17 protein-coding genes are annotated in these 17,798 nt (G+C 62.2%); 7 read left to right on the forward strand and 10 right to left on the reverse strand.

Annotated elements, in window-relative coordinates; translation table 11 throughout:
* Positions 1–109 precede the first annotated feature (109 nt).
* Positions 110–1,258 (reverse strand): acetylornithine deacetylase, encoded by a 1,149-nt coding sequence (gene argE, locus C5F71_RS11370; protein WP_029289486.1) that lies wholly within the window; start codon positions 1,256–1,258, stop codon positions 110–112.
* A 160-nt stretch (positions 1,259–1,418) separates the two neighbouring features.
* On the opposite strand from argE, the gene C5F71_RS11375 reads away from it, so the two are divergent.
* Positions 1,419–2,786 carry an inorganic triphosphatase gene (locus C5F71_RS11375; protein WP_070994010.1) on the forward strand — a complete coding sequence of 456 codons (1,368 nt, stop codon included), beginning with the start codon at positions 1,419–1,421 and terminating at the stop codon, positions 2,784–2,786.
* Positions 2,787–3,003: 217 nt separating this feature from the next.
* On the opposite strand, the gene C5F71_RS11380 is transcribed toward C5F71_RS11375, so the two are convergent.
* A complete protein-coding gene (locus tag C5F71_RS11380; protein WP_029289490.1) occupies positions 3,004–3,474 on the reverse strand; it encodes an Lrp/AsnC family transcriptional regulator in 471 nt (156 codons plus the stop codon).
* Between the two features lie 127 nt (positions 3,475–3,601).
* Here C5F71_RS11380 and C5F71_RS11385 point away from each other — a divergent pair, with 127 nt between their 5' ends.
* The 6 genes from C5F71_RS11385 to C5F71_RS11410 all read left to right on the forward strand — a co-directional run bounded on the left by C5F71_RS11385 (position 3,602) and on the right by C5F71_RS11410 (position 8,911).
* The gene (locus C5F71_RS11385; RefSeq protein WP_029289492.1) at positions 3,602–3,934 is read left to right on the forward strand and encodes a hypothetical protein; all 333 of its coding nucleotides are present in this window, start codon (positions 3,602–3,604) and stop codon (positions 3,932–3,934) included.
* An 84-nt stretch (positions 3,935–4,018) separates the two neighbouring features.
* A complete protein-coding gene (locus C5F71_RS11390; protein WP_104912614.1) occupies positions 4,019–5,770 on the forward strand; it encodes a GspE/PulE family protein in 1,752 nt (583 codons plus the stop codon).
* Positions 5,771–5,845: 75 nt separating this feature from the next.
* On the forward strand, positions 5,846–6,766 hold the full coding sequence (locus tag C5F71_RS11395; RefSeq protein WP_027608388.1) for an SPFH domain-containing protein: 921 nt from the start codon (positions 5,846–5,848) through the stop codon (positions 6,764–6,766).
* A 10-nt stretch (positions 6,767–6,776) separates the two neighbouring features.
* Complete coding sequence (locus C5F71_RS11400; protein WP_029289497.1) at positions 6,777–7,223, forward strand: NfeD family protein; 447 nt, start codon at positions 6,777–6,779, stop codon at positions 7,221–7,223.
* A 69-nt stretch (positions 7,224–7,292) separates the two neighbouring features.
* Positions 7,293–7,610: a DUF2388 domain-containing protein gene (locus tag C5F71_RS11405; protein WP_104911157.1), complete on the forward strand. Its 318-nt coding sequence runs from the start codon at positions 7,293–7,295 to the stop codon at positions 7,608–7,610.
* Between the two features lie 161 nt (positions 7,611–7,771).
* Positions 7,772–8,911, forward strand: coding sequence for a DegT/DnrJ/EryC1/StrS aminotransferase family protein (locus C5F71_RS11410; RefSeq protein ID WP_104911158.1), 1,140 nt, complete (start codon positions 7,772–7,774; stop codon positions 8,909–8,911).
* Positions 8,912–8,956: 45 nt separating this feature from the next.
* On the opposite strand, the gene gcvH is transcribed toward C5F71_RS11410, so the two are convergent.
* From gcvH to pepP, 8 genes are all read right to left on the reverse strand, one after another.
* A complete protein-coding gene (gene gcvH / locus C5F71_RS11415) occupies positions 8,957–9,340 on the reverse strand; it encodes a glycine cleavage system protein GcvH (protein ID WP_092231258.1) in 384 nt (127 codons plus the stop codon).
* A gap of 51 nt (positions 9,341–9,391) precedes the next feature.
* Positions 9,392–10,474 (reverse strand): glycine cleavage system aminomethyltransferase GcvT, encoded by a 1,083-nt coding sequence (gene gcvT / locus C5F71_RS11420; RefSeq protein ID WP_092231261.1) that lies wholly within the window; start codon positions 10,472–10,474, stop codon positions 9,392–9,394.
* 156 nt (positions 10,475–10,630) lie between these two features.
* Positions 10,631–12,247 carry an iron ABC transporter permease gene (locus C5F71_RS11425; RefSeq protein WP_070994014.1) on the reverse strand — a complete coding sequence of 539 codons (1,617 nt, stop codon included), beginning with the start codon at positions 12,245–12,247 and terminating at the stop codon, positions 10,631–10,633.
* 194 nt (positions 12,248–12,441) lie between these two features.
* A complete protein-coding gene (locus C5F71_RS11430) occupies positions 12,442–13,446 on the reverse strand; it encodes an extracellular solute-binding protein (RefSeq protein WP_029289509.1) in 1,005 nt (334 codons plus the stop codon).
* 127 nt (positions 13,447–13,573) lie between these two features.
* The gene (locus tag C5F71_RS11435) at positions 13,574–14,791 is read right to left on the reverse strand and encodes a 2-octaprenyl-3-methyl-6-methoxy-1,4-benzoquinol hydroxylase (RefSeq protein ID WP_169991599.1); all 1,218 of its coding nucleotides are present in this window, start codon (positions 14,789–14,791) and stop codon (positions 13,574–13,576) included.
* Positions 14,792–14,800: 9 nt separating this feature from the next.
* Entirely contained in the window at positions 14,801–15,286 is a 486-nt protein-coding gene (locus C5F71_RS11440; protein ID WP_104911160.1) for a DUF4442 domain-containing protein, read from the reverse strand.
* Positions 15,279–16,466 carry a 2-octaprenyl-6-methoxyphenyl hydroxylase gene (ubiH, locus tag C5F71_RS11445; protein ID WP_029289515.1) on the reverse strand — a complete coding sequence of 396 codons (1,188 nt, stop codon included), beginning with the start codon at positions 16,464–16,466 and terminating at the stop codon, positions 15,279–15,281. Before ubiH ends, C5F71_RS11440 begins: the two co-directional genes overlap by 8 nt.
* On the reverse strand, positions 16,463–17,785 hold the full coding sequence (gene pepP, locus C5F71_RS11450) for a Xaa-Pro aminopeptidase (protein ID WP_029289518.1): 1,323 nt from the start codon (positions 17,783–17,785) through the stop codon (positions 16,463–16,465). Before pepP ends, ubiH begins: the two co-directional genes overlap by 4 nt.
* Positions 17,786–17,798: the final 13 nt, after the last annotated feature.

A 17,798-nucleotide genomic window follows, 5' to 3' on the forward strand; every position in this document is an offset into this window, starting at 1 on the left:
CCAAAAAAAGAATGAATCGCTAAACGCACAGCGGGCTGATGGTTATCGTCGGAACAGGCTTGGCGACACGCTCGCTCTCCTTCTAAGTACGGGATGCAATGGGGTTAATTTATGCAGGTTTGAGGCAGTAGTGTTCAATCAATTCCCGCAATAGACGCACTGTAGGCGTCAAGCGTGACATTTCAAGGTACTCGCCCGGCTGGTGGGCGCAGGCAATATCCCCAGGGCCGAGCACCAGGGTTTCACAACCAAGGCGCTGAAGATAAGGCGCTTCAGTGCCGAACGCTACTGCTTCGGCACGATGGCCGGTCAATCGTTCCGCGACCCGCACCAGCTCGGCATCTTCAGGCTGCTCGAAAGGCGGCACTTCGGGGAACAGCGGCGCATAGTCGATCTGCACCTGATGGCGTTCGGCGATGGGCCGCAGTTTCTGCTGGATGGCGTCGCGCAGCACCTGCGGATCCATGCCGGGCAAGGGCCGCAGGTCGAATTCCAGGGAGCATTGGCCGCAGATGCGGTTGGGGTTGTCGCCGCCGTGGATGCAGCCAAAATTCAAGGTGGGCTGGGGCACGCTGAACTGTGGGTTGCGATACTCCCGCTGCCATGCCAGGCGCAGGCCGCGCAGTTCGCCCATGGCGTCATGCATGGCTTCGAGGGCGCTGTGGCCCAGGCTTGGGTCTGACGAGTGACCACTGCGCCCGAGGATGTCGATACGTTCCATCATCACGCCCTTGTGCAGGCGGATCGGCTTGAGGCCCGTGGGCTCGCCAATCACCGCAGCCCGCCCCAGCGGGCGACCGGCCGCAGCCAGCGCGCGGGCGCCGGCCATGGAGCTTTCTTCATCACAGGTGGCAAGGATCAACAGCGGCTGCTTGAACGGTTGGTCGAGCAGCGGCAGGACCGCTTCGATGGCCAGCGCGAAAAAGCCTTTCATGTCGCAGCTACCCAGTCCTACCCAGCGCCCGTCCACTTCCGTCAACTTCAAAGGATCGGTCTGCCATAGCGCTTCATCGTACGGCACGGTATCGCTATGCCCCGCCAGCACCAGGCCGCCGGGCCCGCTGCCGAAGCTGGCCAGCAGGTTGAACTTGCCAGGGCTGACCTGCTGGATCTCGCAGGCAAAGCCCAGGTCGCCAAGCCAGGTGGCGAGCAGATCGATCACTGGGCGGTTGGTCTGGTCGAGAGACGCTTGGGTACAACTGACAGAGGGCGCAGCAATCAGAGCGGCAAATTGTTCTTTCATGGACGGTAAAGGCATGCGCTGTCTCTCAACTTCCACAGATGAAACCCATCATAGAACCATCTGCGCTGCACAATAAACCCGTTGCGGCACGTTGCCGGGCTCAGTCCTGTACACTGCACGACCTTGGCAGCCACATTTTCCCCCGGCTGCACTCCCGATCCTGGATGTTCCGGCCATGCAAAAAGAAACCGAAATCAAGCTCCGCGTCAGCCGCGAGACCCTCGCTGCGCTGCGTGAGCACCCGCTCCTGAAAAAACGCAACAAAAGTGGCTGGGAACGCCGTGAGTTGATGAATCAGTACTTCGACACCCCCGAGCGCGACCTGGCCCAGGCCAAGGTTGCCCTGCGCCTGCGCAAGGATGGCGACGAAGTGATCCAGACCCTCAAGACCCGCGGCCACAGCGTTGCCGGCTTGTCGGAACGTAATGAATACGACTGGAAACTGCCCAAAGCCAAGCTCGACGTGAAGAAACTCGACGGCGAATGCTGGCCCGAGCAATTGGCCGAGCTGGACAAAAAGACCCTCAAGCCAATTTTCACCACCGACTTCGTGCGCGAACGTGCCGAGATCGCCTGGGGCCGTGGCAAGGCCAAGGTGGTGATCGAAGCCGCCCTGGACCTGGGCCATGTGATTGCCGGCAAGCAGAAGGAAGAAATCTGCGAGCTGGAACTGGAATTGCGCGAAGGCGAACCCGCCGCCCTGCTGGAACTGGCTGCCGAACTGGCCCAAACCCTGGCGCTGATGCCGTGCGATATCAGCAAGGCCGAGCGCGGCTACCGCCTGTTCGACGCCAGCAGCTACTCCCTGAGCCTGCCGGCCCCACAACTGCAACCACAAATGCCTTTGGATGACGTCTTCGCCGCGCTGACCTGGCACCTGCTGGGCAGCAGCCAGCGCCTGGCCGAGCAGTACCGTTTCAACGGCCACTGGCGCCTGTTGCAGGACTGGGTAGAAAACCTCGCCGAAATGCGCGCCCTGATCGGTAGCCTCGGCCAGGCCGCACCACGTCAATCCACCAGCGAACTGCGCAGCGCCCTCGACGCCCTGCTGGAAGACTGGCGCCCACTGGTCCAGGCCGGTGAAGACGATGAAGACGTGCGCAAGGCCGCGCCGGAACAGTTCCTCGAAGAATTGACCGACGTGCGCTGGGGCCTGTTCTCACTGAACACTTCGCGCTGGCTGCTGGCCCGCACCTGGACCCAGGACCGCAACGTGCGCGGCAACCGCCAGGGCGCCGCCCAGGTCGCCAACTGGCTGCCGCGCCTGCTGGCCGACGAAGCCGTCGCCCTGCGCCTGCCGCGCTACCAGCAACAGCCCGAAGACCTCGCCGAGCAACTGCCGCGCATCGAGCGTCTGCAGGCTTGGCTGCACCATGCCCGGCACCTGCTGGAAATCCCGGAGCTGGATCGTCTGTACGGTGAGCTGAACAAGTTGGCGGCCCTGGCCAACCTGCCAATCACCGACGAATCGCTGGATGCGCGGATGCATCAGGTGATTGCGGTGTATCAGAATCGTGCGTGGAAGACTTTGCTGCGTCTGTAAGCGCCCCCAGGTTTGTTGTGGCAAGCCGACCTCTTGTGGAACAGGCTTGTCGTGGCGAGCGGGCTTGCCCCGCGCTGGGCTGCGTAGCAGCCCCAACCAACCAAGACCAACTGATTTTTTTCAGGTGGACCGAGGCGACAGGTTTTGGGGCTGCTACGCAGCCCAGCGCGGGGCAAGCCCGCTCGCCACGACAAGCCCGGTTGCCACAAGCCGCCGCTCAGCGCAACACTGGCAGGCTGGTGGTCGACTTGATTTCCGACAACGCCACAATCGAGTTGACCTCCTGTATCCCCGGCACCATCGACAACTTCTCAAAGAAAAACCGCTCATACGCCTCGATATCCGAGGTGACAATGCGCAACAGAAAATCCACCGCCCCCATCAGCACATAACACTCCAGCACCTCCGGGAACCCGCGGATCGCCTCGGTGAACTCCGTGAAGTTGGACCGCCCGTGGGCGTTGAGTTTGACCTCGGCAAAAATCTGCGTGTTGAGGCCAATCTTCTTGCGGTCGAGCAACGTCACCTGGGCGCGAATCACCCCCTCTTCCTTGAGCCGCTGGATCCGCCGCCAGCAAGGCGACTGCGACAGACCGACCTGTTCGGCAATCTGCGCGCTGGAGAGTGACGCGTCTTCCTGCAGCAGTGCCAGGATCCGGCGGTCGTAGACGTCCAACTCACTGTGCATAAAAATACCCTTTAATCCCGTACGCTCGAATTGTGCTATTCATTTATAAGGCATATCACTCAAACATAGATAAGAAATACCCCACAGCTCATGTAAAAATTTCTCCAGTCAAATTTGGAGAACGGCCATGCATTCAGTCCCAGCCAGCCCCACCCGCGTCGATGCCTGGGCAGTCAGCAATAGCCATTGCCAGGCGCGCTACCAGATCCTCGCCGAAGCCGAGCCCGATGTGCTGTGCCGGATCCTGAACTACTTCGCTTTGCAGTTCCTCGTGCCGCAACAGGTGAACGTGACACGCGACGATGACCTGCTGAACATCGACGTAGTGATGGACGGCCTGAGCTGGCACCGCGCCCAGGTGATCGGTGAAAAACTTCGTAACCTGATCAGCGTGTGCTCGCTGGAGCTGCAACCTGTTGAATCCACAAGGTTGCAGACCGTACAAGCGATGGCTCAGTAAAAACCGGCAATAACCCTCTGGGCGACAGCGACCAGGATGGAACTAGCCTTGGCGCTACCGCATGAAACCGCCCAGGAAACCGCCATGCCCGTTGCGCCACAACGCCAGGATCGCAGGCTTTGCCTCGACGAACTGCTGCCCGCCCTCACCGCCCATGGCTTGATCGACACTGCCCTGGCCGAACGCCTGCGGCGCACTCCGGCCAATGGCCTGCACCCGCTGGAGTTTCTCGCCGGCCAGTCACTGCCCGACCCCGCGCGGCCCGGCCTGGCGCTATCACTGGAGCGGCTGACCCAATGGCTCGCCAGTCATGTAGACCAGCCCTATCTGCGCATCGACCCACTGAAAATCGATGTGGCGAGCGTGGTGCCGCTGATGTCCCATGCCTTCGCCCAGCGCCACCATATCCTCGCCGTCGCCCTGGATCGCGACAGCGTGACGGTGGCCAGCGCCGAACCCTACCTGCGCGAGTGGGAAGCGGGGCTAGCTCATGTGTTGAAGCGCTCGATCAAGCGCGTGGTGGCCAACCCCCAGGCGATCCGCAGTTGTACCCAGGAGTTCTTCCGGCTGGCCAGGTCGGTCAGCGGGGCCGACCAGACCAACCCCGCGGCGCCCCCTGCCGAGCAGTTGCTCAACCTCGGGGCCGGCGATCAGGAGCCCGACGCCAACGACGCGCATATCGTCAATATTGTCGACTGGCTGCTGCAATTTGCCTTCGGCCAGCGCGCCAGCGATATCCATATCGAACCGGGCGGCGACCAGGGCCGCGTGCGCTTCCGTATCGACGGTTTACTGCACGATGTCTATCAGTTTCCGCCCCAGGTCACGACCGCCGTGGTCAGCCGCCTGAAAAGCCTCGGGCGGATGAATGTCGCCGAAAAGCGCAAGCCCCAGGATGGCCGGGTCAAGACCAAGACGCCCACGGGTATCGAAGTGGAGTTGCGTCTTTCGACCCTGCCCACGGCCTTCGGCGAGAAGCTGGTGATGCGGATTTTCGATCCCCAGGTGCTGCTCCAGGATTTCCAGCAACTGGGGCTGTCGGCCGATGACCTGCAGCGCTGGCAGCACATGACCGCCCAGGCCAACGGCATCATCCTGGTCACCGGCCCCACCGGGTCAGGCAAGACCAGCACCCTCTATACCACCCTGCGGCAACTGGCTTCCCGCACGGTGAACCTGTGCACGGTGGAAGACCCCATCGAGATGGTGGAGCCGGCCTTCAACCAGATGCAGGTCCAGCACAATATCGACCTGACCTTCGCCAGCGGCATCCGCGCGCTCATGCGCCAAGACCCGGACATCATCATGATCGGCGAGATCCGCGACCTGGAAACCGCTGAAATGGCGATCCAGGCGGCCTTGACCGGTCATCTGGTACTGTCGACCCTGCACACCAACGACGCTCCCAGCGCGATAAGCCGCCTGCTGGAACTGGGCATTCCCCATTACTTGATCAAGGCCACTTTGCTTGGGGTCATGGCCCAGCGCCTGGTGCGGCGGTTGTGCCCACACTGTAAAAGCCCGACGACGTTGAACCAGGACGCTTGGCACAGCGCTACCCAGTCTTGCGTGGCACCACCCGCCAGCGTCTACCGCGCCAATGGCTGCGTAGAGTGCCGCGAAAGCGGCTATCGCGGGCGTATCGGGGTCTACGAAATCATGCTGATGAATGACGGGGCCAGGGCCCTGGTCAGTGCCGACACCGACTTGCAGGCACTGCGCCGCGAAGCGCTCAAGGGCGGCATGCACAGCCTGCGTCTGGCAGGTGCGCACAAGGTGGCTGCGGGGCTGACCACACTGGAGGAAGTGCTACGGGTCACACCAGCGAACGAGTAAACCGTTCTTATCTGCGGCAAGCCCGTTACAATCGACAGACTTTGCGTCACCGCCACCACCAGACAAGGAATCGTTATGCAGATCGGAACAGTGCTTCTCCTCTTCGTAGGCTTGGCCATCGCCATCCTGTTCATGGGTTTCAAGGTCGTGCCCCAGGGCTACCAGTGGACCGTGGAACGCTTCGGCCGCTACACCAACACGCTCAAGCCTGGCCTGAATATCATCATTCCTGTGATGGACCGCATCGGGCGCAAGATCAACGTGATGGAAAGCGTGCTGGATATTCCGCCCCAGGAAGTGATCACCGCCGATAACGCCACAGTGCAGATCGACGCGGTGTGTTTCTTCCAGGTGGTGAACACCGCCCAGGCAGCCTATGAGGTCAACAACCTCGAACATGCGATCCGCAATCTGCTGCAAACCAACATCCGTACGGTGCTCGGCTCGATGGAACTGGATGCCATGCTCAGCCAGCGCGACGGCATCAACGAGAAGCTGCTGCGCACGGTCGATGAAGCCACCGCACCTTGGGGCATCAAGATCACCCGTATCGAGATCAAGGACATCAGCCCGCCCGCCGACCTGATGGCCGCCATGTCCGGCCAGATGAAAGCCGAGCGTATCAAGCGTGCCCAGATCCTCGAAGCCGAAGGCCTGCGCGCCTCCGCCATCCTGACCGCCGAAGGCAAGAAGCAGGCGCAGATCCTCGAGGCTGAAGGTGGTCGCCAGGCCGCATTCCTTGAATCCGAGGCCCGTGAACGTCAGGCCGAGGCAGAGGCCCGTGCCACGCAGGTGGTATCGGAAGCGATCGCCACCGGTAACGTGCAAGCCATCAACTACTTTGTCGCACAGAAGTACATCGACGCCCTGGGCAAGCTGGCTTCGGCCAACAACAGCAAAGTCATCCTGATGCCGCTGGAAGCCAGCCAGGTCATTGGCGCAGTGGGAGGCATCGGCGAAATCGTCAAGGCCACCTTCGACAACAAGAAAGCCTGAGGCCCGCACCATGTGGGAATTCCTGCAACACCTGTCGTTCTGGGATTGGCTGGCGCTGGGCACGGTGCTGCTGATTCTTGAAGTGTTTGGTGCCGGCGGTTATCTGCTGTGGATGGGGATCGCGGCAGCGGCCGTGGGAGTGCTCAAGTTCCTGATCCCGGGGCTTGGGCTGGAGCTGCAACTGCTGCTGTTTGCGGTGCTGTCCATCCTGACGGCGGTGTACTGGTGGAAGCGCCAGCGCAGCAGCGCCAAGGCCAGCGACCAGCCAGGCCTGAACATGCGCGGTTCGGAGCTGATTGGCCGCACCTTTGTGGTGCATCAGGCGATTATCGACGGGCGGGGCAAAATCAAGGTCGGCGATGGCGTATGGATGGTCACCGGGCCTGACGCACCTGTAGGGGCTCAAGTACGGGTGATTGGCCAGGATGGCGTGATTATGCGCATTGAAACTGTTTAGTCAGCCACGGAACTCGACCGGGTTATCTACAATCAAACTGTTCAGATAACCCAGTCGGAGTCACCCATCATGCGTCTCAAATATGCTGTCGCCACCCTCGCCGTGCTTTCCCTCCCAGTTGGATCGGCCATGGCCGACAGCTTCTGGCGTAATGTCATCTCATCGGGCGCCACCACCGGCTCGACGTACCTGACCTTCAAGGACCACAAGCTGGTCGTCGCCGCCCAGGACGACGCCGGCAGCTTCGTCGCCAGTGACGGCGGTATCCGTGGCCCATACCTGGAAGCCGCCATGCAGAAAGTGCGGGCAGACAATCCAGACCTGAAAGCCACCGATATGGAGTTGGCCAACGCCATCCTGGCGAAAAACGCAGTTGCTGCCGAGTAAATCCGGTGCGTGAAAAAGCCGCTTTAGAGCGGCTTTTTTTTGCCTGTTTTTCGACGATACGTTTACAGGCGACAGGCTATATTCAGTTGCCCCGTGCGACGATGCCGGGGTTGATTAGAGTTTTTATTCTTGGTCTTTCTCCTGCGGGTACCTTCAACATCATGAGCCAACTGCCTTTCCTGCCGTTTTCAAAACCCAGCATTGACGAAGCCACCATTGCGGCGGTCGGTGATGTGTTGCGCTCGGGCTGGATCACCAGCGGGCCAAAGGTGCAGGCGTTCGAAGCACAGCTATCGGAGTACTTTGGTGGACGGCCGGTGCGCACCTTCAACTCCGGCACCTGCACCATGGAAATTGCCCTGCGCATCGCCGGGGTTGGCCAAGGGGATGAGGTGATCACCACACCGATTTCCTGGGTGGCGACCGCCAACGTGATTCTGGAGGTGGGCGCCACGCCTGTGTTTGCCGATATCGACCCCGTGACCCGCAATATTGACCTGGTCCAACTGGAAGCCGCTATCACACCGCGTACCAAGGCGATTATCCCGGTGTACCTGGCCGGCCTGCCGCTGGACATGCCGATGCTCTACGCCCTGGCCAACAAGTACGGGCTGCGTGTCGTCGAAGATGCCGCACAGGCGCTCGGGGCCAGCTGGGATGGCCAGAGGATCGGCGCCACCGGGGATTTTGTCTCGTTCAGCTTCCAGGCAAACAAGAACATCACCTCTTGCGAAGGTGGCTGCCTGGTGTTGAACAACGCCGAAGAAGCACGCCTGGCGGAAAAGTACCGGCTGCAAGGCGTGACTCGCAGCGGCTTCGATGGCCTGGATGTGGATGTGCTGGGCGGCAAGTTCAACATGACCGATGTCGCCGCGGCGGTTGGCCTGGGCCAATTTGCCAACATCGAGCAGATCACTGCCCATCGACAGGCCCTGGCCCGGCATTACTTCGAGTGTTTTGGCAGCGATTTCGAGGCGACATACGGCGCGCAGTTGCCACCTGCCGACTTCGAAAACAGCAACTGGCACTTGTTCCAGCTGGTACTGCCCGAGCGCCAGGATGGCCTGCCAGCCCGCGCCACGTTCATGGAGCAGATGCAGGCCCAGGGCGTGGGCATTGGCTATCACTACCCGCCGATCCATCTGCTGAGTTTGTACCGGGCACAGGGGTTCAAGGAAGGCATGTTCCCGGTGGCAGAACGAGTCGGGCGTTTGATTGTGTCGTTGCCGATGTTTACGGCGATGACCAAGGCGGATGTAGAGCGCGCGGTTGCGGCGGTGAAGCAGGTGCTCAAGCCCTGACCTTTGTTGTAGGAGCCGGCTTGCCGGCTCCTACACAGGGGGGTGTTACTCGCCGATGGCAGCCTTGTAGCCGGCGGCATCCAGCAGTTTTTCCAGTTCGGCGGTATTGCTTGGCTTGACCTTGAAGATCCACGCCTCATACGGCTTGTCGTTGAGCGACTCAGGGGCATCTGTCAGATCCTCGTTGACCGCAATCACTTCACCCGACACTGGAGAGTAAATATCCGAAGCAGCCTTCACTGATTCCACGACGCCCGCTGCGTCGCCTGCAGCAAATACCTTGCCCACTTCAGCCAACTCAACGAAGACCACATCACCCAGTGCTTCCTGGGCGTGATCGGAGATCCCGACAGTCACCGAGCCATCAGCTTCCAGGCGGGCCCATTCGTGGCTTTCGGCAAAACGCAGTTCGGCAGGGATATTGCTCATAGTCTGTGTCCTCAAAAGAAATGTCAGCAGCCATTGGCCTGCCGGAAAAGGTTAGATCAAGGTTTTGCCATGGCGCACGAAGGTCGGCTTGACCACTCGCACCGGGTACCATTTGCCGCGAATCTCAACCTCGGCGCGGTCGGCGGTTGCCATCGGTACACGCGCCAGGGCAATGGACTTACTCAGCGTAGGAGAGAAACTACCACTGGTGATCTCTCCTTCGCCAACATCGGCGATACGAACCACCTGGTGAGCGCGTAAAACCCCACGCTCCTCCAGCACCAGACCCACCAGTTTGAGCTGAACCCCAGCCTCACGCTCGGCTTCCAGGGCCGCACGCCCGATGAACGCGCGGCTGGCGGGTTCCCAGGCGATGCTCCAGGCCATATTGGCGGCCAGAGGGGACACATTCAGGTGGATATCCTGGCCGTAAAGGTTCATGCCGGCCTCCAGGCGCAGGGTGTCGCGCGCGCCCAGGCCGATGGGCGAGATGCCTGCCCCGACCAGGTCGTTGAAAAAACCCGGGGCCTGGTCGGCGGGCAGGACGATTTCCAGGCCATCTTCGCCGGTATAGCCCGTGCGCGCGATGAACCAGTCGCCGTCGGCACGGCCCTCGAAGGGCTTGAGCTGGTGGATCAACACGCCACGAGACTGGGTGACCAGTTCGGCAATCTTGTGTCGGGCCTGGGGCCCCTGGATAGCCAGCATGGCCAGGTCCGGGCGCTCACGCATCATCACTTGGTAGCTGCCCAGCTGGGCCTGCATCCAGGCGATATCCTGGTCGCGGGTGGCCGCGTTGACCACCAGCCGGTAACCGTCTTCGGTGCGGTAGACAATCATGTCGTCCACCACCCCGCCCTGCTCGTTGAGCATGGCGCTGTACAGCGCATGGCCGCAGCCATGCAAACGACCGACATCATTGGCCAGCAGGTACTGTAGCCACTCCCTGGCCTGATGGCCCGAGATGTCGATCACGGTCATGTGGGAAACATCAAACACCCCACAGTCACGGCGCACCTGATGGTGCTCCTCGACTTGCGAGCCGTAGTGCAGAGGCATATCCCAACCGCCAAAATCGACCATTTTCGCGCCGAGGGCGAGATGCAGGTCATACAGAGGCGTACGCTGTCCCATGGGTTTCTCCTTCCGGGCGTGGCGAAGGTGCGGACGGTCGCCGTTCGGGCTACACACCTTGAAATACAAGGCCTGCAGCCACAATCAGCCACCCTGCCCGAAAGACGGGCCGCACCGAATGCCGCGCATTGTAGCCTCAAGCCGTAGGACTGGCACCTAACCGATTCGTCGCGCCGAACGTCGGATCAAGCCGATGACCGGCAACAGGCCGACCAATACCAGGGTCAGTGCAGGCAAGGAGGCACGCGCCCACTCGCCTTCGCTGGTCATCTCGAAAATGCGCACGGCCAGGGTATCCCAGCCGAATGGGCGCATCAGCAGGGTCGCGGGCATTTCCTTGAGTACATCGACAAATACCAGCAAGGCTGCACTCAAGGTGCCTGGTAGCAAAAGCGGCAGATACACTTTGCAAAACAGTCGTGGCCCACTGACCCCCAGGCTACGCGCTGCTTCCGGCAAGGATGGGCGGATGCGCGCCAGGCTGTTTTCCAGCGGGCCATAGGCCACGGCCAGGAAGCGCACCAGATAAGCCATCACCAGGGCCGACAGGCTGCCGAGCAGCAAAGGCTTGCCCGCGCCTCCCAACCAGCTGGAAAGCGGAATCACTAACTCGCGATCCAGATAGCTGAACGCCAACATGATCGACACCGCCAATACCGAACCCGGCAAGGCGTAGCCCAGGTTACCCAGGCTCACCCCGGAGCGGATGGCCCGGGTCGGCGCCAGGCGATTGGCAAACGCCAGCAGCAGCGCCACGCTGACGGTGATCAGCGCGGCCATGCCGCCCAGGTAAAGGGTATGTACGATCAGCCCGGTGTAACGTTCGTCGAGGTCGAAACGCCCGCGCTGCCAGAACCAGGCCAGCAGTTGGATCATCGGAATGACAAACGCGCAGGCAAACACCAGGGCGCACCAGCCAGTCGCGGCGGCGGCTTTGAACCCATGCAGGTGATACAGCGCCTTGCCCCGTGGCCGCTCGTTGCTCGGGCGGCTGGCGCCACGAGCCCGGCGCTCGCCGTAGAGCACCAGCATCACCACCAACAGCAACAGGCTTGCCAGTTGCGCGGCGCTGGACAGGCTGAAAAAGCCGTACCAGGTCTTGTAGATGGCGGTGGTGAAGGTGTCGAAGTTAAACACCGACACCGCGCCGAAATCCGCCAGGGTTTCCATCAGCGCCAGGGCCACGCCGGCGCCGATGGCCGGGCGCGCCATGGGCAGGGCCACCCGCCAGAATGCCTGCCAGGGTGATTGGCCCAGCACCCGCGCCGCTTCCATCAAGCCCTTGCCCTGCGCCAGAAAGGCGGTGCGCGCCAGCAGGTAGACGTAGGGATAGAACACCAGCACCAACACGATGATCACGCCACTGGTGGAGCGCACGCGCGGCAAGCGCAGGCCTGTGCCGAACCACTCACGCAGCAGGGTCTGCACCGGCCCGGAGAAATCCAGCAGGCCCACGAAGACAAACGCCAGGACATACGCCGGGATGGCAAACGGCAGCATCAACGCCCAGTCCAGCCAGCGCCGGCCGGGGAATTCACAGAGGCTGGTCAGCCAGGCCAGGCTCACGCCCAACACCGTTACGCCAACCCCGACCCCCAACACCAGGGTCAAGGTGTTGCCCAGCAGGCGCGGCATCTGGGTGTCCCACAGGTGCGACCAGATTTGCGTGTCAATGCTTTGCCAGGACAGCAGCAGGACACTCAGCGGCAGCAGCACCAGGGCAGCGACAGTGAAGACCGGCAGGTACCAGCGGCGTTGGGCGGGGTGGGCCAAAAGAAATTCCCAAGCAGTGGATGATTTGGAGACATACACAAACCACTGTGGGAGCGGGCTTGTGTAGGAGCTGGCTTGCCTGCGATGCAGACACCTCGGTGTATCAGCGATACCGGGGTGATGCTATCGCAGGCAAGCCAGCTCCCACACAAGCCAGCTCCCACATTAGATTTGTGAAGCCTTACAAATTGTACTCAGTTCCAGCCTGCGCGATCCATCAGGCGAATCGCCTCGGCCTGGCGCTTGCCCGCGACTTCCACCGGCAAGGTGTCAGCCTTGAACTTGCCCCAGCTCGCCACTTCAGCCGAAGGCTCGACCGCCGGGTTGGCCGGGAACTCCTGGTTGACGTCGGCAAAGATCTTCTGCGCTTCAGGCGTAGTCATCCATTCCACCAGGGCCTTGGCGGCGTCCGGGTGCGGGGCGTATTTGGTCAGGCCAATGCCCGACAGGTTGACGTGCACGCCACGGTCGCCCTGGTTAGGCCAGAACAGTTTCACGGCCAGCTTCGGATCCTGCTTGTGCAGGCGCCCGTAGTAGTAGGTATTGACGATGCCCACATCGCACTGCCCGGCATTGATTGCCTGCAATACGGCGATGTCATCGGAGAACACGTCGGTGGACAGGTTGTTGACCCAGCCCTTGATGATCTCCTCGGTCTTGTCCGCGCCATGGGTCTCGATCAGGGTGGCGGTCAGCGACTGGTTATAAACCTTCTTCGCGGTGCGTAGGCACAGGCGGCCTTCCCATTGCTTGTCGGCCAGGGCTTCGTAGGTGGTCAACTCACCCGGTTTCACACGGTCGGTGGAGTAGGCGATGGTCCGCGCCCGCAGGCTCAAGCCGGTCCAGGCATGGCTTGAAGCGCGATATTGCGCAGGGATGTTGGCGTCGATCACCTTGGAGGTGAACGGCTGCAAAATGCCCATCTGCTCGGCTTGCCAGAGGTTGCCGCCATCGACGGTCAACAGCAGGTCGGCGGTGGCGTTCTGGCCTTCGGCCTTGATGCGCTGCATCAGCGGCGCTTCCTTGTCGGTGATGAACTTCACCTGTACACCGGTTTTCTTGGTGTAGGCATCGAACACCGGCTTGATCAACTCGTCGATACGAGAGGAGTAGACCACCACTTCGTCAGCCGCCTGGACGGTGGTGCTGGCGATAAGGGTGAGTGCCAGGGCAGTCAGGAGGCGCTTGGGTGCCAACATAGGTGCGGTCTCTCGTAGGAAAAGTGAGCGCAAATGATAAGGACTCACATTTAGCATCTCAACCGAACACTGGGTGGAGGCGTTACGAGATGTTGCGTGATTGGCTTACGGGGTGCGGCAACCGGCCTCAGGCTTTGGCCAGTTCCGGTAGATCCCCAGTCAATCCCAATGCCTGGCGCACAAATACCGCCTTGGCCTCGGGCATCTGGTCGACCATCTTCAACCCGGCATTGCGCAACCAGCGCAACGGCAGTTGGTCAGCCTGGAACAACCGTTCAAAGCCCTCCATCGCCGCCATCAGCGCCAGGTTGTGGGGCATACGCCGGCGCTCGTAGCGACTGAGCACCTTCACATCCGCCAAGCGCTCACCGCGCTCGGACGCCTGCAACAACACCTCGGCCAACACCGCGGCGTCGAGGAAGCCCAGGTTCACGCCCTGCCCCGCCAATGGGTGGATAACGTGGGCGGCATCGCCAATCAGGGCCAGGCCTTCGGCGACGTAGCGCTTGGCGTGGCGCTGGCGCAGTGGCACGCACAGGCGTGGGTCGGCACTGACCACGCTGCCCAGACGGCCTTCAAAAGCGCGCTCCAGCTCGCGGCAGAAGCTTTCGTCGTCCAGGGCCATCAAGCGTTCGGACTCGCTCGGTGTGGTCGACCAGACGATCGAACACCAGTCTTCCTGGCCATCGCGCACCAGCGGCAGGAACGCCAGCGGGCCATGGTCGGTAAAGCGCTGCCAGGCCGTGCGCTGGTGCGGTTGGCTGCTGCGCACGCTGGTGACAATGGCGTTGTGCAGGTAATCCCATTCGCGGGTGGCAGTGCCCGTCAGGCGGCGCACCGCCGAGTTGGCGCCGTCGGCCGCGATCACCAACGGCGCGCGCAGGGTGCGGCCATCAGCGAGGGTCAGCAGCCAGTCATCGCCGGAGCGGCGCATCTGTTCCAGGCGCGCATTGGCCAGCAGGCCCAGGTCGCAGTCGTGCAGGCGGTCGAGCAAGGCGTCCTGGACCACGCGGTTTTCGACGATATGCCCCAACACCTCGGCATGCACACTGGCCGCCGAAAAGTGGATCTGCCCGGTGCCGCTGCCATCCCACACCTGCATCTCGCCGTAGGGGCTGGCGCGGCGGCTGGCGATGCCGTCCCACACGCCCAGGCGTTCGAGGATGCGCTGGCTGGCAGCCGACAAGGCGCTCACCCGTGGTTCAAACGGAGCGTCGGCATCAAATGGCTTGACGCTCAACGGGCTACCGTCGAGCAGCAGCACTTGCAGGCCACTGCCTTGCAACGCCAGCGCCAAGGCGCTTCCGACCATTCCGGCCCCGACAATCAGCACATCTGCGCGCATGTCCATGCTTTATGCCTGCTTCGCTGGCGGCTTGCGCCGCACGTAAAGGGTTTTGTCGACTCGCGCCACCAGGGTGCCGGAGCCATCGTGAATCTGCACTTGGAGGCGCGGCAAGTATTTATCGCCGTCCTCGGTCTGCCGCAGCACCTCATCCAGCAAGGCCTGGTCGATGGAGAACTCGGCAAATACCGGGCCTTTGCCCGGCGAGATGAAATCGATGCTCGCCGCTTTGTCCCAGACGATGTAGTCGCGCCCCAGGTTCTCCATCAGCATCAGCATGTAGAACGGGTCGACCATCGAATACAGGCTGCCGCCAAACTGCGTACCGACATAGTTGCGGTTGTACCAGCCCAGCCCCATCCGCACCTTCACATGGCGAAAGTCAGCGCTCATGTGCTGCACGCTGACCCCCGCCCCCAGATACGGCGGGTACAAGGTCATGACCCAACGCAACAACCGCGCCTTGCCCAGGCGCCCGATCAGCCACTTACGCATCTGGACGCGTACCCAGGCCCATGGCCTGCCGGGCGAACCAGCGCTTGGCCGGCGGCAACAGGTCCAGGCCCAGCAGGCCGAGGTTACGGCCCATGGCGACCAGTGGCTGGCCGCTGCCGAACAGGCGGGTGACCTGATCAGAGAAGCCCACGGTCATCTGCTGATCCAGGCGCTGGCGTTCGCGGTAAGCCTGCAAGGTCGCCAGGTCGCCCGGCACCGCCGGCCCGGCCAGCAAGGCCTCGGCCAACGCATAGGCATCACGCAGGGACAGGTTGAAGCCCTGGCCGGCAATCGGGTGCAGGCTGTGGGCCGCGTTGCCGAGGATCACCAGGTGCGAGCGCACCTGCTCCTCGGCCTCCACCAGCGTCAGCGGATACAAGTGACGCGCGCCGACCTGTTTCAAGGTGCCCAGGCGGTAGCCGAACACACCCTGCAATTCACTGAGGAAGCTGCGCTCATCCAACTGCGCCAAGCGCTGGGCATCCATGCCGACACGGGTCCAGACCAGCGCGCAACGGTTGTCCGCCAGTGGCAGCAAGGCCATCGGGCCTTCGTCGGTGAAACGCTCGAACGCCTCGCCGTTGTGGGCTTCGCTGGGGGTGATGTTGGCGATCAGGGCGCTCTGGTTGTAAGGCCGTTGCTTGACGCCAATGCCCAACTGCTCGCGCAGCCCGGAGCGGCCGCCATCGGCCAATACCGCCAGGTCGCATTCGATGACGGTTTCATCGTTGAGGGTCAGGCGGTAGCCGTCGGCCAGCGGCTCCATGCGGCTGACTTCTGCCGGGCAGCGCCAACTGATCACGTCTTTGTCCAGGCCTTGCCACAGGCACTGCCCGAGCCAGGCGTTTTCCACCACATAGCCCAGCGCCGGCACGCCTTCTTCCAGCGCCGACAAGCGTGCGGTAGAGAAGCGGCCACGATCGGAAACATGGATTTGCTTGATCGGCTCGGCACGCCGGGAAATGTCCTGCCATACGCCCAGGCGTTGGTAGATCTGCCGCGCACCAAAGGACAGCGCCGAAGAGCGGGCGTCGTAGCTCGGCTGATAGCTGTCGCCGGGAGCAAAGGGTTCGATCAGCACGATCTTCCAGCCCCGGGCCTTGGCCCCGGCCTGCAACGCCAGCGCCAGGCTGGCGCCCACCAGCCCGCCGCCGATAATGGCCAGGTTGACCCGGCTCATCGGGCGGCCGCCATCAGTGCTTCGATCTCGGCCACGCCCTTGGGCACGCCACCGGTCAGAATTTCACAGCCTTGCTTGGTCACCACCACGTCATCCTCGATGCGCACGCCTATGCCACGCCATTTCTTTGCCACGTTCTGGTTGTCCGGGGCAATGTAGATGCCCGGCTCCACGGTCAGGGCCATGCCCACTTCCAGCACCCGCCATTCGCCGCCGACCTTGTACTCGCCGACATCATGCACATCCATGCCCAGCCAATGCCCGGCGCGGTGCATATAGAACGCCTTGTAGGCTTCGCTGGCGATCAGCTCATCCACATCACCCTGCAACAAGCCCAACTTCACCAGCCCGGCGGTGATGACTTGCACGGTCGCCTCGTGGGCCTGGTTCCAATGCTTGTTCGGCGCGATCTGCGCAAAGGCGGCTTCCTGGGAGGCCAGCACAATGTCGTAGATCGCCTTCTGCTCGGCGGAAAACTTGCCATTGACCGGCCAGGTGCGGGTGATATCGCTGGCATAGCAGTCGATTTCGCAACCGGCGTCGATCAATACCAGGTCGCCGTCCTTGAGCAGCGCGTCATTCTGCTGGTAGTGCAGGATGCAACTGTTGCGCCCCGAAGCGACGATGGAGCCATAGGCCGGCATCTTCGCCCCGCCCCGGCGGAACTCGTAGTCCAGCTCGGCTTCCAGGCTGAACTCATGCAACCCGGCACGGCTGGCCTGCATCGCCCGGATATGGGCGGCGCAGGAAATCCGCGCAGCTTCGCGCATCACCTTCACTTCTGCGGCGGATTTATACAGGCGCATGTCGTGCAGCAGATGATCCAGGGCAACGAATTCGTTCGGCGGCTGCGCACCGAGGTGCGCCTTGGAGCGGATCACGTTGATCCATTCCATCAGGTGCCGGTCGAATTCGGCATTGCTGCCCATGGCCGAGTACACCCGGTCCCGGCCTTCGATGAGGCCGGGCAGGATGTCGTCGATATCGGTGATCGGGAAGGCATCGTCGGCACCGTATTCGCGAATCGCGCCTTCGGTGCCGGCGCGCAGGCCGTCCCATAATTCGCGCTCGGCATTGCGTTCGCGGCAGAACAGCACGTATTCGCCGTGAATGCGCCCAGGCATCAGCACAATCACCGCTTCGGGCTCGGGGAAGCCGCTCAGGTACTGGAAGTCGCTGTCCTGGCGGTACACGTGCTCGACATCACGATTGCGGATCGCCACGGCGGCGGCCGGCAGGATCGCGATGCTGTTGGGTTCCATCTGCGCCATGAGCGCCTTGCGGCGGCGGGTGTATTCCGCTTTGGGGATATGGATCATGGGCAGGTGGGTT

Source organism: Pseudomonas sp. LG1D9 (assembly GCF_002949995.1).
GTDB lineage: Bacteria > Pseudomonadota > Gammaproteobacteria > Pseudomonadales > Pseudomonadaceae > Aquipseudomonas > Aquipseudomonas proteolytica.

Bases quoted from the DNA above. Each gene is read 5' to 3' on its own strand.
- C5F71_RS11435 (WP_169991599.1), bottom strand. From the start codon at position 14,791: ATGCGCGCAGATGTGCTGATTGTCGGGGCCGGAATGGTCGGAAGCGCC.
- gcvT (WP_092231261.1), bottom strand. From the start codon at position 10,474: ATGGGACAGCGTACGCCTCTGTATGACCTGCATCTCGCCCTCGGCGCG.
- C5F71_RS11395 (WP_027608388.1), top strand. From the start codon at position 5,846: ATGCAGATCGGAACAGTGCTTCTCCTCTTCGTAGGCTTGGCCATCGCC.
- C5F71_RS11430 (WP_029289509.1), bottom strand. From the start codon at position 13,446: ATGTTGGCACCCAAGCGCCTCCTGACTGCCCTGGCACTCACCCTTATC.
- ubiH (WP_029289515.1), bottom strand. From the start codon at position 16,466: ATGAGCCGGGTCAACCTGGCCATTATCGGCGGCGGGCTGGTGGGCGCC.
- C5F71_RS11410 (WP_104911158.1), top strand. From the start codon at position 7,772: ATGAGCCAACTGCCTTTCCTGCCGTTTTCAAAACCCAGCATTGACGAA.
- C5F71_RS11390 (WP_104912614.1), top strand. From the start codon at position 4,019: ATGCCCGTTGCGCCACAACGCCAGGATCGCAGGCTTTGCCTCGACGAA.
- C5F71_RS11405 (WP_104911157.1), top strand. From the start codon at position 7,293: ATGCGTCTCAAATATGCTGTCGCCACCCTCGCCGTGCTTTCCCTCCCA.
- pepP (WP_029289518.1), bottom strand. From the start codon at position 17,785: ATGATCCATATCCCCAAAGCGGAATACACCCGCCGCCGCAAGGCGCTC.
- C5F71_RS11400 (WP_029289497.1), top strand. From the start codon at position 6,777: ATGTGGGAATTCCTGCAACACCTGTCGTTCTGGGATTGGCTGGCGCTG.
- C5F71_RS11385 (WP_029289492.1), top strand. From the start codon at position 3,602: ATGCATTCAGTCCCAGCCAGCCCCACCCGCGTCGATGCCTGGGCAGTC.
- C5F71_RS11380 (WP_029289490.1), bottom strand. From the start codon at position 3,474: ATGCACAGTGAGTTGGACGTCTACGACCGCCGGATCCTGGCACTGCTG.
- C5F71_RS11440 (WP_104911160.1), bottom strand. From the start codon at position 15,286: ATGCGTAAGTGGCTGATCGGGCGCCTGGGCAAGGCGCGGTTGTTGCGT.
- argE (WP_029289486.1), bottom strand. From the start codon at position 1,258: ATGCCTTTACCGTCCATGAAAGAACAATTTGCCGCTCTGATTGCTGCG.
- C5F71_RS11375 (WP_070994010.1), top strand. From the start codon at position 1,419: ATGCAAAAAGAAACCGAAATCAAGCTCCGCGTCAGCCGCGAGACCCTC.
- gcvH (WP_092231258.1), bottom strand. From the start codon at position 9,340: ATGAGCAATATCCCTGCCGAACTGCGTTTTGCCGAAAGCCACGAATGG.